This window comes from Micromonospora sp. IBHARD003 (genome assembly GCF_056106285.1).
On record NZ_JBWBBX010000001.1, the window covers coordinates 6,330,905 to 6,347,057 of the forward strand.

The following is a 16,153-nucleotide window of genomic DNA, read 5'->3' on the forward strand; positions in this document are numbered from 1 at the left end:
GGTACCGAAACAGAAAAGGAGATGATTCAAGTGGATGCTGTAGAGCAGCTCGACCTGAACGCGCTGGAGATCTCGGATCTGATTGAGGACTCGAGCTACAGCGACGAGACGCTGTCGCAGGTCATGGCGGCCTCGTGCACGACGACCGGCTGCACGACGAGCTCCTCGTCGTCCTCGTCGTCCTGACCTGACTGCTCAACATGTCGCTGCCGCCGGGCACCATTCACGCAATGCGTGCCCGGCGACAGGGGCTCACCCTCCTCTCTCATTTCGCGAAGGGAGGTAACTCACATGGAATTCGCCGAAGAGCTCGACCTGAACGCGCTGGAGATCTCGGATCTGATTGACGATCTGAGCCACAGTGACGAGACGCTGTCGCAGGTCATGGCAGCGTCCTGCGTCGCCACCGCCTGCGCGACATCATCGTCGTCTTCTTGATAAGGCGGCGAGGATAGTTGCTGTCGCCGGGCGCCATTCACCGAATGCGTGCCCGGCGGCAGCGACGTACCCGGAGGTACGTATAGTGCATGTCTTTGTGACCATCCCCCTCGACGGGGGCGACAGAACGCTGCCGCAGGTGGTCCGCGGTTTCCTCACGGACCTGTTCGGGCCGGCCCGGCCCGCCTGGCCGGGCGACTTCTACTTCGTGCGCACGTGGGACGAGACGACCGGACGCGAGTGTCTGCAGATCAGCCTCGGGTCCGATACGGCCACTGCGGTCGAGGCGCGGGACCGGGTCCAACGCGCGGCGGACCGCCATGGCTTGCGTCCGGCCACGGCGGAGGTCCCTTTCGAGGAGATCCCCTCCCCGCTGTGGAACTCCGGGATCGGCGGGGACGGGTTCGACGCCGCGGCGAAGCGGCTCTACCGCGCCGTGGCGCCGGTCCTCGTCCGCAGCGTGTCGGAGATCGGCGGCGACACGGCCAAGGCCTACCTGCTCGCGCTGCGCCTGATGGTCGCGAATTCGGGCGCCACCCTGCTGGAGTCCGAGCAGCGGCAGATGTCGTCCCGCGACTTCGGCGAACTGCTCAGCCTCCGTATGCTCAGCTACCGCTCACACTACGAAGGCGCCAAGACCACGCAGGCCAAGGACCCCGATGCCTTTGAGCGTCGTTGTGCCGCCTATTACGATAAATTCGGCTCGGCTGCCCGGGAATTCATCGGCGACTGTGCGTCAGCCCCGTTGCCCGCCGCCGACGACCAGCCGGCTCGCGCCTGGGTGGACGTCGTCCGGCAGAACTTCGGCACCCTGCGCGACGAATGCCGCGCCGGACTCATCGCCCACGACGGGCCCACGCTCGACGACTTGCACCAAACCCCCGGCGTCGGGTTGTCGCGCAGCAGCTTCCACTCGAAGGAACTGTCGCGCGAGATGTCGGACCTGCTGCACCGGAACCCGGATTTTCTCGCGTACCGGATCCAGACGAGCATGCTGTACAGCTGTCTCTACACCATGGGATTCAACCTGGCTGAGCGGTTCCTCTTCTGCTACCTCCTCGCTCGCGCCAACGAGGAGCTGGCAGGAAAGTCGACCCAGCAACTGGCGGACGGACTTGACGCCGTCGCCAAGGAACTCGCGACTCAATAGCCCTGTCACCGGAATCCGTCTGGATCTGGCTCCGCACGCCTCCAGCTACGCAATGGTCCGGCCGAAATTGACCTCAACGGAGGAGAATCATGCACATTGTGCTCGCTAATGTGCCGTGGAGTCCGATCGGGTTTCCATCCCTGGCACTCGGACTGCTCAAGAGCCTTACGCACAAGGAATTTCCCGACGCCCAGGTCGACGTGGTGTACGGAAACCTCGACTTCGTGGACTGGATCACCGAGCGCCGCCCCGATTTCAACTACGAGGACTACAGGTACTACGACCTCGAAAGCTGCTACATCGGCACCGGCGACTGGGTCTTCTCCTCGGCCCTCTACCACGACCCGAAGTGGAAGGTACCGGAGTTCCTCGAGAAGTTCGGCCCCCAGGCGGCGGTCGAACCCGGGCAGGACCTCGCCCACGGAACGACCGTGGACAGCCGGACGCAGAAAACGCTGTGGCTCCACGAACACGTCGAGGAGTTCACCAACGAGCTCGCCGAGCGCATCGCCTCAGGCGAACCCGACGTCGTCGGCTTCACCACCACGTTCCAGACCCTCACCGCGTCCCTCGCGGTCGCGCGGCGCCTCAAGGAGCTGTCGCCCCGCACGGTGACCGTGTTCGGCGGCGCCAACTGCGAAGGGCCGATGGGGGAGGCGCTGCACCGCAACTTCGGCTTCATCGACTACGTGGTGCGCGGCGAGGGCGAGCTGGCCTGGCCTGGTCTGCTGCGCTCCCTGCGCGTGGACGAGCCGGCCTTCGACGCTGTCCCGGGCCTGTGCTGGCGGGATGAGAGCGGCACGTCGGTCTTCAACGCGGTGAGCACCAAGCCGCTGCCGCCGGCCGCGATGGTCCTGCCCCACTACGACGAGTACTTCGAGCAGTTCGCCACGTCGCACGCCCGGTTCTGGCTGGAGCCTCGGCTGGTCATCGAGAGTTCCCGCGGCTGCTGGTGGGGCGAGAAGCACCACTGCACCTTCTGCGGGCTGAACGGCGCCAGCATGATGTTCCGCAGCAAGCGGCCGGACCAGTTCATCGACGACCTCGTGACCCTCGCCAAGCGCCACAGGATCCTCGACGTGATGATCGTCGACAACATCCTGGACATGGCCTACCTGGACTCGCTCCTGCCGCATCTCGCCGAGGCGGGGATCGACCTGCGGCTGATGTACGAGATCAAGGCCAACCTGCGCTACGAGCAACTCGAGATCATCTCGAAGGGCGGCGTGGTCTGCATTCAGCCCGGGGTCGAGAGCCTGAGCAGCAAGGTGCTGAAGCTCATGGACAAGGGCGTCTCCGGCTGTCTGAACGTGCGCATGCTGCGGGACGCCGAGTCACTGGGCCTGACCGTCATCTGGGCCTACCTCTACGGTTTCCCCGGCGAGACGGACGAGGACTACACCAAGATCATCGAGCAGTTCCCGAAGCTGCATCACCTGGGCCCGGCCGGCGGGGACGACCGGCTCGCGGTCCAGCGCTTCGCCCCGTACTTCGAGAACCCCTCGCTCGGCTTCCACGAGCGGTGGGCGGCCACTCAGTACGGACTCACCTACGACCTTCCCGAGAAGGAACTGTTCGACATCGCGTACATCTTCGACGCGACGCACAAGGGCATCGGGAACGACATGGCGTACAAGCTGCGCGCCGGGCTGGACGAGTGGCGCAACCAGCACTGGCGCAGCCAGCTGTCCTACTTCGAGACCGACGAGGGCATCACGCTCACCAACACCCGGCCGGGCTTCGACTGGGACGTCGTCCAGCTCACCACCGACGTCGAGAAGACGCTCTTCCAACTCCTCGACCAGCCGAGGTCCATGGAGTACCTGGGGCGCGAGTGCGCGAAGCGGTTCGGGCACACGGACGTCGGCGCCGTGATCGACCGGTTCATGGCTCTGGGCCTGCTCTTCACGGACGCCGGTCGCATGATCCACGTCGTCACGAAGGACCGCAACCAGAGGTTTATGCAGATCCAGGTGGGCCGGGGACTGTCGGCGTCTGATCGCCCGTCTCCGGCGCCGGTGGCAGTGTGAGGGTGGGAGTGAAAATGCCGGCGATGAATGAGGTCGCGACCCTTCCCGGGAGCGGGTTCGACGTCCGGTTCAGCCTGTGGCGCCACGGTGACGCGGCGGTACGGGTGATGCCGAACATGCACCTCGGCGACCGCGTACTCGGCGCGGACGTCGTGGAGGAGGCTCGCCAGATCTATGAGTCCGGCGCGCGGTTCGTGTCGATCGAACCCGTTGTCGACCTCAGTGGGCGGCCCGGGACGGAGCACATGATCCCCGTGCTCTCCTTCATCCGCGAACTCACCAGCTACGGCCTGGAAGTGGACTGGCGGGGGCGTCTGGTGCACGACGGTCCCGAGTGGTGGGTGTTCAGCCACCTCTTCCCTCCGTCGGTCCTGGAGAACCCGCGTGGTGATGAGGTGCTGGCCGTCTGGAGGGCGAGATACCACATCGGGCGGTGCTTCCTGCGCCGGGGACCCGGATTCGTGCAGATCCGGGACCGGCGCCACGCCGGTTTGCGCCGGCTCACGATCTCGGAGGGCCCCTTTGTTTCCGCGATCGAGTCGTTGCTGGCCGACCGCGGAGCGGACTCCGTGCCGGACCAGGCGATGTCGGCGTTCGAGAAGCAGCGCCTGGTGGTCCGGATCGGCGGCGGCGTCTGGTGGGCGCCATACCGGCTGAGGCGCTGGGCCTTGCCGGCCTGGGAGGTATGAGCGCGGAGGCGAAGGCCCGACGGGACATACAACGGTTGGCAGGACTGGGGCGTTCGGAGGCACAGCATGTACATCAGCATCGTCATATGGAACTTGGAGAAGTCGGACGCCACGGTGGAAAGCCTTCGCGAGTATCTCCGTGACTACGCGGTCGAGGCGTTCTCCACGCTCAAGGGGATGCGGATGAAGACCTGGTTCGGGGACGCCGAGAAGGGCTACTGGGGGGCGGTGTACCTCTGGGACGGTGCGAAGGTGGGGAATCCGCTGTCGGTGAGCCGGGCGATCGACATCATCGGCTACCCGCCGACGTCCACAAGCGTGTTCGCAGTCGAGGCGATCGCGGAAGGCGTCAGCGTGATCGAGTCGTTCGCGGGCGTCGGCCGCGCGTTCGAGGAGGCTTCCGCCACGGACCTTGCCGGTGAATCGGCGTAAGCGGTTCTGACACTGCGGGTTCGACCTGGCGAAAACGGCCGTCGACCTCGATTCGTCAGTGGTGATCGCTGCCGTATGAGGAGATCACCACTGACAAACCGAGGTCGAGGACCGAGTGTCCAGGGAACGGAGGCGGTCAGCGCTTGGCCGTGAGATTTCTGTGAATCCGCTCGTGCAGCGCGATACCGAGCGAGACGGACACGTTGAGAGACTCGGTCGAGCTGATCATGGGAATCGAAACCGTGGCGGACGATGCCTTCTCGAACAGGTCGGAAGGCCCGCCCTTTTCGCTGCCGAACAACAAGGCCAGCCGATCGGGACTGTCCCCGAGGTCCTTCACGGAAATATCGCCGTCTGCGCTGAGCGTCATCATCCGCATCCCGCTGTCCTGAATGAAGGCGATGGCCTCTTCGCGACCGGAGAGGACGACGGGAAGCGAGAAGACATAACCTCGGCTGGCCCTTTGCAGGCGCCGGTCCGCGATGCTGGTGATGTCGCTGTCGACCAGGATGATCCCCGACGCTCCGAGCGCGAGCGACGTTCGTACGATCGCGCCGATGTTCCCGACGATCTTCACCCCGTCGAGAACGACGACGTCCCCGGTCCGGCTTGCGATGTCGCTGAACCTGGCCGGGCGGGGGACGCGGGCGATGCCGAACGTCTTGGGCTTCCTCTCCCCCTTGAACAGCTGATTGACGATCGACGAGTCGATGAGGCGGACCGGGATGTTCTGCCGCCTGCACAGGTCCAGCAACTCGGATGGAAAAGGAACGCTGTCGCTACCGTAAACCTCGATGAACTCCACTCCGGCCACGATGCTGTGCGTGAGGGGCTCGGCGTCCTCGATCAACGTTGTCTTTATGTTGGATCGCGAAGGCTTGGTGACATCGATGATCCGCTGCACCGCGGGATCGGATGCATTTGCGATGGTGTCCAACTCAGTCATGGTCGTCCTACCGGCTGCTGTGTTCAGTGACGCGATTCCCGGGGTGCGACGCCCTGTGTGACAACGGCCTGCAGATGGCTGCGTCGACCGGGCACCACAATCGCAAGGGGAGGTTGTCGCTATGTGGCAAAACTCCCCGCTTTTCCCCGTCCGAGGTTCGCGCGGTCTATTTCCGCACACGAACTATTTCGCCCAGATTATACATTCCTGGGCTGCGTCCAGCCAGCCCGGTTCACGGTAGCAAGGTCTCGTTCGCCCCGTGCGTCGACCTGGCGCGCCCCCGGTCCCAGCCGTCGCCTGCCGCGCGTTTCCGGCGTGACCGCCGACCGGGACCGCCTTCGCTCCGGCGCGGGACGCGCCTATGTGCAACAAGGCCCTACGGGCGCCAGTCCGCCTGAAGGTCGTGGGAGCCGGTCTTGGTGATCTGGGTCAGTCCGGTGCCGTCGGCCCGTACCAGGTAAAGGTGTTCGGGGTCGGCGTCGTCGGTGCCGCCTCCGGTGAAGACCACGCGGCTGCCGTCCGGGGACCACGAGGGGTTCTTGTCGTTGCGGTGGGCCGAGGTGATGCGGTGCACTCCGGTGCCGTCGGGACGCATGACGTAGAGGTGGGCGAAGCCCGAGGAGTCCAGACGGCTGAAGGCGATCCGGTTGCCGTGTGACCAGTCGGGTGTCCAGTCGTGGGAGCCGGACCCCGTGAGCGCGGTCTGGGTCAGGGTGGACAGCCGGATCCGCATCACCCGGCTGTGTCCGGCCGCGTCCGCGCGGTTGAACGCCAGGTACTTGCCGCTCGGGGACCAGGTGGGATGGAGGTCGTCCGCCGCGTTGTGGGTGAGCCGGGTGGCCGGGGTGCCGTCGATGTCGGCCACGTAGATCTCGCGTTGGGTGCCGACCGGCTTGGCGTAGGCGATCCGCTTGCCGTCCGGGGACCACGCCGGGTCGGGAGGCACCCTTGGTGCCGGGGATGGCCTTCAGGCCGCCGCCCGTGGCTTTCATCGTCCAGAGGCCGTCGATGGCGCCACCGGATCCGTAGCGGACGAAGGCAACTCGCTTGCCGTCCGGGGACCACGTGGGCATCACGTCGCTGACGGTGGGGGTGTGGGTGAGCTTGACGGGTGTGCCGCCGCTGGGGGAGATCGCGTAGAGGTCTTCGACGGGCGCGGCCGCGGTGTAGCGGGCTAAGACGATCGGGTGGTCTCCCGCTGCCCCCGCGTCGCCTGCGGTGCCGAGCGTCAGGGGCACGGCCAGGGCGAGCGCCGTGGCGGTCACCGCTGCCCGGCGGCGCCGCGCTGTGCCGGTCCTGACGGTTCTCCGGGACTCTGCGGTCGTTCTGTCGTTGCCGGTGTGGTGCTGTTGGCGTGTCAAAGTGATCCCCCGATCCTCCCCGCGTCCCGCTGTGGGCCGCTTCGTCCGGTGAACATCCCACCTGATGACTCTCTGGGGAAGCGGTGGCACCCGGCGATGCGAGCCCTGTGACATGTTCCGTACATCGCTGTCAGATGCGGTGCGATGCGGTCGAAGTGGTCCGGACGCGCGGCTGCCGTGGGGCAGGGGCGCCGGAAGTCCCAGTGCGGCCGGGATCGAATCGGACATCACCACGATGGCGGCGGGCACGTCGCAGAGGCGGCCGCGCGACCGCCCGGGGCGAAGCCATCAGCACTCGCGCCAACGCATACCGCCCCGGTGCCCAGCCGGATCGGGGAGAATGGGACGGTGCTGTCGGTCCCCCTCATAGAGTGGGGCGTGATTCATCCTTCGCGGCCGCTTGTTGTCCCCGGACGCCGACTCCGTCGCTCTTCGGGCGGCAGATGTGACCGAACCGGGCGGGCCGTGGTCGGGGGTACGGCGGTCGGGCTCGACCGCCTGACGCAGAGACGACAGGGGGAAAGGCGACCGGCATGCGCAGGGTTCCACCGGACATGTTCCGGTTCACCTCGGTGGAGAGGTCCGACCTGTACGGGGCTGTCCTGGAAGCGTTCGGAGTGGCCGGCGAGCACCTGGAGACGGCGCTGGGGCTCGACGCGGTGCGCGAGCGGCTGCGCGGGGTCGGATGGGCGGCTGCGGTCGACGACGACGACCTGTACGAGACGTTGAGGAAACTCGTGCAGTGGGAGCTGCTGGACGTGGTGCACAACCATGCGGAGAACTATCGCACTGCCGAGGAATACGAACGCCGCAACCTCCAGTACTCGCTGACCCGCCAGGGGGAGGCCGCACTCGCCGGGGTGCGGCACGCGCTCGAGGCACTGGCCTCCACGGGGGCGCTGCAGACCGCCGTACTGGAGGCGATTGCCGACCGGCTGGACGAGCTGTGCCTGCTGGCGGACGAACCCGCCTCGGCCGATCGCCGGGTCTTCAGCACGCTGCGGGAGCTGGAAGGGCACTTGGAAGCCCTGGTGGAGAACACCAAGGCGTTCAACGGCGAACTGCAGCGGCTCCTGCGCGCCGAGGGCGCGGACCTGGAGGTGTTCCGCGAGGTCAAGGCCGCCACCGTCGCGTATCTGCAGGAGTTCCTGGTCAACCTGGACCGGCGTGGACAGGCTGTCGCCGGCGCTGTGGCCCGGGTGGAGGAACGCGGGATCGCCGTACTGCGCGAGCGGGCCCTGCGCGGAGCTGAACTGCCACCGGTGGCCGGTGAGGATCCCGCCGCCGGCTGGCTGGAGAGCAGGCGGGCGCGCTGGGCGGGCCTGCGGGCGTGGTTCGTGCCCGACGACGGTGCGCGGGCGCGGATCGAGCAGCTGCACGACATCGCCCGGCGGGCCATCGTCTCGCTCCTTCAGGTTCTGGAGCGGATCAACGAGTCCCGGCGCCGCTCCTCCAGCGCCGTACAGGATTTCCGGGAGCTGGCACGCTGGTTCGCCGCCGCCCCGGCGGACGAGGATCTGCACCGGCTGTGGTCGGCGGCCTTCGGGCTCGGTCCGGCGCGCCACGCTCATCTCGCCCACGCCGACCCGGAGTTGATCCCCTCATCCGAGTCCTGGTCCGAAGCCGCGCCCGTCAAGGTGTCGGCGCTGCTGCGCACCAGCGGACGGACGGAGCGCTTCACCCGTACGGCCAGAGTGCGGGACGTCGCGGGAGTCAGGGCGGAGCGCGCCGAGAGGGCCTGCTTGGAGCGAGCTGAACTCACGCGCGCCTGGGGGGTGCTGGAGACGGAGGGGCCCGTGCGTCTGTCCTCCTTCGGGGCACTGGATCCCGCCGTCTTCGACCGGCTGCTCGACCTGCTGGGCCGGGCCCTGTCCACCCGGCCCGGCGCGGGCGGGGTGCGGCGCGCCACGACGGGGGACGGGCGGGTGGAGATCGCGTTGTCGCCCCCTCCCGACGAGCGCACCGCCGTACTGCGCACCACGAAAGGAGCGCTGGCCGGACCGGACTACGTCGTCCACATCACGACGGCCGGCGGAGCGATCGCCTTCCCGGCACTCCGCGCCGCACGGCAGGAGGCGGTGGGATGAGCACACTCGCCAACCAACTGGCCGCGGCGGAACGGGAGGAGGTCGCCCGCGCCATCCGGCTCCTTCTGGCCCGCCCTCTGCTGACCGAGGCCGCCGACCCGGTGGGCTTTGAACTGGTACGCCGCCGTCGCGAGCCGCTGGCCCAGTGGTTCGACTACACCTGCGGCTGGAGCCTGGTGGTGGAGCCCCGCCGCGGTTACGCCCGCCTCACCAAGATCCGTCTCGCCCCGGACGGCTCACGGCCCGCCCGCAGGGTCCGTTCCGGCCGGGCTCCGTTCGACAGGCGGCGTTATGTGCTGCTGTGCGTGACCGCGGCCGAGCTGCTGTCGATGCCGATGACGACGATCGGCATGCTCGCCGACCGTGTCGTGCAGGCCACGGCGGCCGACCGGGCCCTGACCGCGTTCGACCCGGTCCACCGTCCGGAGCGGATGGCGTTCGTCGACGTCCTGAAGCTCCTGGAGTCGTACGACGTGCTGCGCGCGGTGGACGGGGCGACCGAAGCGTACGTCCGGTCCGCGGAGGCAAAGGTCCTTTACCGCGTCGACACCACCTTGCTGATGCGGCTGCCCGCCGCGCCAGTCGGCGCCTCCCGGCTCGCCGTACCCCCGGACGACGTACCCGCGCGGTTCGCGGAACTCCTCACGGGACTGGTGCGGGAACGCCGCTACGGCGGCGTGGTCGTCGGGGGGACGGGGGGAGAGACGCACGGAGAGGCCGCCGCCACGGACGCGCAGCGCAATCTGCGGCTGCGCCACTCGGTGCTGCGCCGCCTCTTCGACGACCCCGTGCTGTACCGGGCCGACCTCACCGAGGACGAGCTGGCGTACGTCACATCCCTGACCGGACGACAGATCCTGCGCCGCTCGGCGGAGCAGGCCGGTTTCCACCTGGAGGAACGAGCCGAAGGTTTCCTACTCGTGGACCCGGACGGGATCGCCACCGACGTCCGCTTCCCGGACGACACGTCCACTGCCCGTGTTGCCGCGCTGCTCCTCCTGGAGCCACTGTGCGCCGCGCCTGCCGGGATGCTCCCCGAACAGCTCGCCGAGGTCGGAGCCGACCTGCTGCGTCGCTTCCCCCGCTGGGCTAAGGCGTATCAGTCCGAGGACGGCGCGGCCCGGCTGGCCGACGACGCCATACGCGTACTGCGTGATGTCGGACTGACTCGCCGGGCCGGGGGACGCGTCGTCGCGTGCCCGGCCGCGTACCGCTACCGGCTGACGGAGACGACGAGTTCGGATCGGCAGGACAAGACCGGAACGGAGTGGGACGGGGGCCCGTGTGAGACGGCCGGCGCAACGGCTTCCGGTGATCCCGCCGCAGAAGGAGATCAGCAGTGAGCGTGACGGAGCTTCCCCATCCGCGGCGGCCGGAGCCCGCCGAGCCGACCGGGGCACCGGCACCAGCCGCGGACGCCACCCGCAGCCGCTGGCAGCCGCGCCGCGCGGGCATCCTCAACGTCTGGCGGTACTACGACGAGACCTTCACCTTCCACCAGGGCCGCCTGCTGCTGCGCGGCCAGAACGGTTCGGGCAAGTCAAAGGCCCTCGAGCTGCTGCTGCCCTTCCTGTTCGACGCCAGCCTCCGCCCCAACCGCCTGTCCACGTTCGGCGGTTCGGAACGCACCATGCACTGGAACCTGCTCGGGGAAGGGGCCTCCGGAAAGACCCGCGTCGGGTACGTGTGGATGGAGTTCCGCCGTGTCGGCGACGAGGGCACCGAGCACTGGTTCGGCTGCGGGGCGCGGCTTCAGGCGAGCGTGCACACCAGCGGGGTGCACGCCGACTACTTCACCACCGGCGCCAGGATCGCCCACCCCGACGGTGTGCTCCTCGTCAACGAGGCGGGACAGCCACTGACCCGCGCCGCACTCGCCGAGTCCCTACGTGACCGCGGCCACGTGCACGCCTCGGCAACCGACTACCGCACGGCCGTACGACGTGAGCTCTTCGCCGGCATGGGGGAGCAGCGCTACGAGTCATTGCTGTCGGCCTTGCTCCAGCTGCGCCAGCCCAAACTGTCCGAACGGCTCGACCCGTCTCTGCTCTCCACCCTGCTCTCCCGCGCCCTGCCCCCATTGGGCGAGGGAGAGATCGCCGAACTCGCCGAGGGCTTCGAGCGGCTGGATCGCCAGCGTGAACATCTCAAGCGGCTCGACGACGAGGTGACGGCGGCCGAGACCGTCGCGTCCCGGCAGCGCGCCTACGCGCGACGGGTATTGCGCGCCGGTTCCGCCGCGCTGATCTCGGCGACCACCGAGATGGACAACCTCACCCGCGTTGCCCGCCAGAGCGCCGAGGAGCTCGAACAAGCACTGGTACAACGGGAGCTGGCCCATGTCCAGCGCGAGGAACTGGAGCTGCGCGCGCATGCCCTGGAGGAGACCGTCGAAGGCCTGCGCGAGAGTGACGCCTACAAGCAGGGTGAGGAACTCGACCGGCTCCACCGCCGCGCGGAAGACACTTCGGCAGCCGCGGAGCGGCAGCGCGCTGCCGCCCAGCGCCATCGGGCCAGGGCGGAGGAGGACGAGCGGCACGCCGGCGAGGCAACGGCGCAGGCTCGCACACTCGACGAGCACGCGCGCGAAGCCGCCGAGGAAGCACGCCGGTCGGCTCGCGCAGCGGGTATGGAGTCCATCCATCACGAGGTCGGGTCAGTCATCGACGCGGCCCTTGTCGTGACCCACCCCGACAGCATGGGGCGTGAGACGGCGGGCGGCCGCCGGCCCGAGGGCTCCCGCGTCACGGGTGCGGTGGGCGAGAGCGGGGCCCGACAGGCACGTCAGATGCTGCGCGGCGCGGTCACCGCCCGACGACAGCAGGTCGCGCTCACCACCGAGGCGATCGACGAGCACGATCGTGCGGTACGCGACCGGGGCGCCGCCGAGGGTCTGCTCGACGAGGCCCGTACCCGACTCGCGGAGGCGATCGCCCGGCGGGACGAGACCTCCCGCGCCTGGGACGACGCGCTCGCCGCACAGGCGGATCGGCTGCTCGCCTGGGCCGAAGGCTGCACGGAACTGCATATCGCCGATCCGGCTGAACTGATGGCCAGAGCTGGGGCCGAGGCCGAGGTGACGGCCCTGGTCGAAGCCGCCGCGCGCCCGCTGGAGCAAGAGATCGGCGCGGCGGAGGCCGCCGCCCGAGCCACACGACAGGGCCTGCGGGACGAGCGGAGCCGCCTTGACGAGGAGGTACGACGGCTCGGCGGCGAGACCGAACTCCCGCCTCCCTCTCCACCCACCCGAACGACCGTCCGCACTGCGACGGCGGGAGCACCCCTTTGGCGGCTGGTCGCCTTCCGCGAAGGTGTCCCGCTCCCTGTTCAGGCCGCGGTGGAAGCGGCACTGGAGGCGTCGGGCCTCCTGGACGCCTGGGTCAGCCCCTACGACGGGATGACGCTGCCGGGTCACGACACCCGCGCCGAGGAGGCACTGGCCGTGCTCGCCCCGGGGCCCAGTCTGCTGGATGTGCTGATGCCCGAGGAGCACATCCCCGTCCCGGCCGATGTCGTGACCCGCATCCTCGCCGGTGTCGCGTACGGCACAACTCTGCCCAGCGGTCACCCTGCGGCCGTCTCCGCCGACGGTGCCTGGCGTCTCGCACTGGCCACCGGGACCTGGGGCAAGCCGGAACCGGCGTACATCGGCGCTCTCGCGCGACAACGGGCCCGGCAGCGCCGGATTGGTGAACTGATCGAGCTCGTCGGCGAGACGAACGCCGCCCTTGCCGCGCTCGACGACAAACTGCGCGGCCTCGACGCCCGCCGCGCCCGGCTGGACGCCGACCGTGCCGTCCGCCCCGACCACCGGGAACTCGACGCCCGGCGGCGCGACTGGGACCGAGCCGAAGAGAAGGTGGCTGCCCGGGATGACGCGGTGCGCGACGCCGCCGGACATCTGGCGCGGTGCGAGGGCGAGGTGGCAGGTGCTCTGCGCATGCTCAGCCGGCGGGCCGCGGAGCACGGACTGCCCACCGACCGCGACCGGTTGCGTGAACTCTCCGCTGATATCGACAGGTTCCGGGACGCCGCCGACAGCTGGGTGGACGCCCGCCTCACCGCGACCGCCGCCGCCGACCGAGCCCGTCAGACGGCCGCGCAGGCAGACCGTTCGCGCCGGGCCGCCGAGGAACAGGCAGAGGACGCGGCTGCCGCCGACGCAGTTGCGGCGGGGCTGAAGGCGCGCCTGGAGGCGGTGGAAGCCACCGTCGGGGAGGACTACCGGCAGATCGTCGCACGTGTCGCCGATGCACGCGCCGAACTGCGACGCTGCCGTGAGGAGGCCGACCGGACAGCCGATCTCCTGCTGCGTCTGGAAGGGCGCGTCGGAGGACTGCGTGCCACCAGTGGTCAGGACGCCGAACGACGGGAGCAGGCCGTCGCGACCCGGGACGGTGCGGCGTACCGGTTCCGTCACCTGTGCCTGGTCGGGCTGGCCGAGGACGCCGGCATCACACCGGAACTCGACGCCGGGGACGGCACCAAGGCCACCCTGGAGGCCGCCCGTGCCACGGCGGCGAAGTGGCCCGGCATCCCGCACGCCCCACGCAACCTGGGCGACGCCGCGACCCGCCTCTCCGAAGCGGTCCATGAGGCCCGCCGGCACCTCGGTGCCCGTGCCGACCTGGATCTGGAACCGGACGACGACGTCCAGCTCTTCAGCGCCACCCTGGACGGCCTACGCGTGGGGGCGACGGGCCTGCTCACGACGCTCTCCGAGGAGCGCGACCGCAGCCGTGACGACATCACCGCCGCCGAGCAGCGCCTCTTCGACCAGATCCTCACCGGTGACATCCGCCGCCATCTCGCGGCGCGCATCCGTCAGGCCGGCGAACTCGTCGACCGTATGAACGGGCACCTGGAGCAGGTCCGTACCGCGTCCAACGTCGCCGTCCAACTCGTCTGGGACGTCCGTCCGGACCTGCCGGACAGCACACGCACCGCCCGCCAACTGCTGCTCAAGGACCCCGGCCGGGTCACCGAGACCGACCGGGAGGCCCTGCACGCCTTCTTCCGGGCCCGTATCGAGGAAGCCAAGGGCAGTGACACGGCAGCGAGTTGGGAGGAACAGCTCGGCGAGGTACTCGACTACACCGCCTGGCACCGCTTCACGGTCCGCCTCGACCGGGCGAACGGGACCGGCTGGCAACCACTGACCAAGAAACTGCACGGCGCGCTCTCCGGCGGAGAGAAGGCCATCGCCCTGCACCTGCCGCTGTTCGCAGCCGTGGCCGCCCACTACGAGGCCGTGCCGCTGGCACCCCGGCCGATCCTGCTGGACGAGGTCTTCGTCGGTGTCGACACCGTCAACCGCGGACAGGTCTTCGCGCTGCTCACCGCGCTCGACCTGGACCTCGTGGTCACCTCCGATCACGAGTGGTGCACTTACGGCGAACTGCCCGGCATCGCCGTCCACCAGCTCCTCACCGACGGGGACGACGACGCGGTCACCAGCGCACGCTTCGTCTGGAACGGCACCGACCTGGAGGTGGGATGACCCGCCCGGAACAGGCACCCGGCGAACGCACCCTGCGTCGCCCTGAACTCCGCCCGCTCTGGCGCACGGTCCACAGCCGCCTCTCCTCCGGCCGCCTCGTCGCACGGGTGCGACTCGGACCGCTCGACGACGCCCAGCGTGAGGCCCTCGCCGATCTCCTCGGCCTGGACCGTCTGCCGGATCCTCGCCCCTCCGTCTCCCTGGCCCGGCTGGAAGAGGCCGTCACCGAGATGTCCGGGCGTACGGTGCGCGAAGCCGTCACCGAACTCGTCGGCCCTCTCGACGACCGCGCGAGCGAACGACGCCGTCACAATGGCGAACGTGCCGGACTGTGGACATGGCTGGACGGCCACGACACCGTGCGTGCCCAGCCGGCGCTTGCCGACTGGGCCTCCTCCTGCCGAGCCGCCGGCCTGGTCGACGGCTCGCCGGAACGCACCCGGTACCTGCTGACCGACGCGCTGACCGTGCTTGCGGAGCTCCCCGGCCGGGGGGAACCGCTGCCCGTGTTCGCCGCCCGGGTTCTGAAAGGCGATTCCCACGCGCTTGACGACGGTACCCGCCTGTCCACCCTCGTCCTGCGTGCCCTTGCCGCTCTCCACAACACCGCCCCGCCGCAGTCCGCAGCGGACCGGCGCGCCCTGTGGACGCGTGCGGGTGTTGCCGACGACGACCTGTCCGCCACCGTTCTCGTCGGCGGACTGCGCCCGTCGGGCGACGGCCCGCTCGCCCGTGTGACCCGTGTGTGTGCCGAGAACGGACTGGCCGCCAGCCTGACTCTCGCCCAATTGCGAAAGCCGGGCGAGTTCACCCTCACCGAGGAGCCCGCACTCGTGGTCCACGCGGTGGAGAACCCCAGCATCCTCGCCCTCGCTGTGCGCCGCTTCGGGGCGGGCTGTCCGCCTCTCGTGTGCACGTCCGGCTGGCCCAACAGCGCGGCCGTCCACCTCCTCCGCCTCCTCGCGGACCAAGGCGCCACCATCCGTTACCACGGCGATTTCGACGGGGAAGGCATCCGCATCGCCGCCTATCTCCTGGACAAGACGCCGGCACGCCCCTGGCGCATGTCGGCGGTGGACTACCGCGCCGCGGTCGCCCGCACACCGCACGGCCCTCAGCCCGGCATCCTCACCGAGGCGCCTTGGGACGCTGAACTGACCCGGGCGATGACCGAGCATGGCACTGCCGTGGTCGAGGAGTTGGTGGCTGATGTCCTGCTGGCTGACCTGGCTGAAGAGATTCGGTAGGGATGTGGTTTGTCGTTGGTCGTTTACGCCTGTTTGACGCTCCGAGTGCCAAGGGCTTTTCGGTGCAGCCGTAATCGGCTCTGACCTATGACCACTGCAGGCCGTTCCTCCGGTGGCCCGAAGAGCAGAGCTCGCCGAGGCGTACTTTGATGACGACCGCCCACACACAGTGATCCTCACACTACGATGTGACCGGGGGGACTCGGCGTGCGCGCCGGTGGACGGAAAGTCAGCATGTCGTGTGAGCTCCTCCGACGACCGACGTATTCGCAG

At 69.1% G+C, this 16,153-nt stretch carries 12 protein-coding genes; 10 read left to right on the top strand and 2 right to left on the bottom strand.

Annotated features, from left to right (window positions below):
• The first annotated feature begins 30 nt into the window (after window positions 1-30).
• The 6 genes from ACTWOL_RS28120 (at window position 31) to ACTWOL_RS28145 (ending at window position 4,739) form a co-directional block, all read left to right on the top strand.
• The gene (locus tag ACTWOL_RS28120; protein ID WP_474299594.1) at window positions 31-186 is read left to right on the top strand and encodes a thiocillin/thiostrepton family thiazolyl peptide; all 156 of its coding nucleotides are present in this window, start codon (window positions 31-33) and stop codon (window positions 184-186) included.
• A gap of 105 nt (window positions 187-291) precedes the next feature.
• On the top strand, window positions 292-438 hold the full coding sequence (locus tag ACTWOL_RS28125) for a thiocillin/thiostrepton family thiazolyl peptide (protein WP_474299595.1): 147 nt from the start codon (window positions 292-294) through the stop codon (window positions 436-438).
• A gap of 97 nt (window positions 439-535) precedes the next feature.
• Window positions 536-1,588, top strand: coding sequence for a hypothetical protein (locus ACTWOL_RS28130; RefSeq protein WP_474299597.1), 1,053 nt, complete (start codon window positions 536-538; stop codon window positions 1,586-1,588).
• Window positions 1,589-1,677: 89 nt separating this feature from the next.
• Window positions 1,678-3,618 carry a RiPP maturation radical SAM C-methyltransferase gene (locus tag ACTWOL_RS28135; RefSeq protein ID WP_474299598.1) on the top strand — a complete coding sequence of 647 codons (1,941 nt, stop codon included), beginning with the start codon at window positions 1,678-1,680 and terminating at the stop codon, window positions 3,616-3,618.
• Between the two features lie 23 nt (window positions 3,619-3,641).
• Window positions 3,642-4,307 carry a DUF5825 family protein gene (locus ACTWOL_RS28140; protein WP_474299599.1) on the top strand — a complete coding sequence of 222 codons (666 nt, stop codon included), beginning with the start codon at window positions 3,642-3,644 and terminating at the stop codon, window positions 4,305-4,307.
• 66 nt (window positions 4,308-4,373) lie between these two features.
• Window positions 4,374-4,739, top strand: a complete 366-nt coding sequence (locus tag ACTWOL_RS28145) for a hypothetical protein (RefSeq protein ID WP_474299600.1) — start codon at window positions 4,374-4,376, stop codon at window positions 4,737-4,739.
• Window positions 4,740-4,875: 136 nt separating this feature from the next.
• Here ACTWOL_RS28145 and nshR read toward each other — a convergent pair whose 3' ends face one another.
• On the bottom strand, window positions 4,876-5,685 hold the full coding sequence (gene nshR / locus ACTWOL_RS28150; RefSeq protein ID WP_474299601.1) for an NshR/TsnR family 23S rRNA methyltransferase: 810 nt from the start codon (window positions 5,683-5,685) through the stop codon (window positions 4,876-4,878).
• A gap of 376 nt (window positions 5,686-6,061) precedes the next feature.
• Window positions 6,062-6,631 (bottom strand): TolB family protein, encoded by a 570-nt coding sequence (locus ACTWOL_RS28155; protein WP_474299603.1) that lies wholly within the window; start codon window positions 6,629-6,631, stop codon window positions 6,062-6,064.
• Between the two features lie 948 nt (window positions 6,632-7,579).
• Between ACTWOL_RS28155 and ACTWOL_RS28160 the strand changes: the two genes are divergently transcribed.
• From ACTWOL_RS28160 to ACTWOL_RS28175, 4 genes are read left to right on the top strand one after another with little or no spacing between them, the layout of a single operon-like run.
• Window positions 7,580-9,133: a TIGR02677 family protein gene (locus tag ACTWOL_RS28160; protein ID WP_474299604.1), complete on the top strand. Its 1,554-nt coding sequence runs from the start codon at window positions 7,580-7,582 to the stop codon at window positions 9,131-9,133.
• A complete protein-coding gene (locus tag ACTWOL_RS28165) occupies window positions 9,130-10,476 on the top strand; it encodes a TIGR02678 family protein (protein WP_474299605.1) in 1,347 nt (448 codons plus the stop codon). Before ACTWOL_RS28160 ends, ACTWOL_RS28165 begins: the two co-directional genes overlap by 4 nt.
• Window positions 10,473-14,633: a TIGR02680 family protein gene (locus ACTWOL_RS28170; protein WP_474299606.1), complete on the top strand. Its 4,161-nt coding sequence runs from the start codon at window positions 10,473-10,475 to the stop codon at window positions 14,631-14,633. Before ACTWOL_RS28165 ends, ACTWOL_RS28170 begins: the two co-directional genes overlap by 4 nt.
• Window positions 14,630-15,880, top strand: coding sequence for a TIGR02679 family protein (locus ACTWOL_RS28175; RefSeq protein ID WP_474299607.1), 1,251 nt, complete (start codon window positions 14,630-14,632; stop codon window positions 15,878-15,880). The genes ACTWOL_RS28170 and ACTWOL_RS28175 overlap by 4 nt, the downstream gene beginning before the upstream one ends.
• Window positions 15,881-16,153: the final 273 nt, after the last annotated feature.

Coding starts and splice junctions, on each gene's coding strand:
- ACTWOL_RS28140 (WP_474299599.1), top strand. CDS start 3,642: ATGAATGAGGTCGCGACCCTTCCCGGGAGCGGGTTCGACGTCCGGTTC.
- ACTWOL_RS28145 (WP_474299600.1), top strand. CDS start 4,374: ATGTACATCAGCATCGTCATATGGAACTTGGAGAAGTCGGACGCCACG.
- ACTWOL_RS28125 (WP_474299595.1), top strand. CDS start 292: ATGGAATTCGCCGAAGAGCTCGACCTGAACGCGCTGGAGATCTCGGAT.
- ACTWOL_RS28160 (WP_474299604.1), top strand. CDS start 7,580: ATGCGCAGGGTTCCACCGGACATGTTCCGGTTCACCTCGGTGGAGAGG.
- ACTWOL_RS28135 (WP_474299598.1), top strand. CDS start 1,678: ATGCACATTGTGCTCGCTAATGTGCCGTGGAGTCCGATCGGGTTTCCA.
- ACTWOL_RS28165 (WP_474299605.1), top strand. CDS start 9,130: ATGAGCACACTCGCCAACCAACTGGCCGCGGCGGAACGGGAGGAGGTC.
- nshR (WP_474299601.1), bottom strand. CDS start 5,685: ATGACTGAGTTGGACACCATCGCAAATGCATCCGATCCCGCGGTGCAG.
- ACTWOL_RS28175 (WP_474299607.1), top strand. CDS start 14,630: ATGACCCGCCCGGAACAGGCACCCGGCGAACGCACCCTGCGTCGCCCT.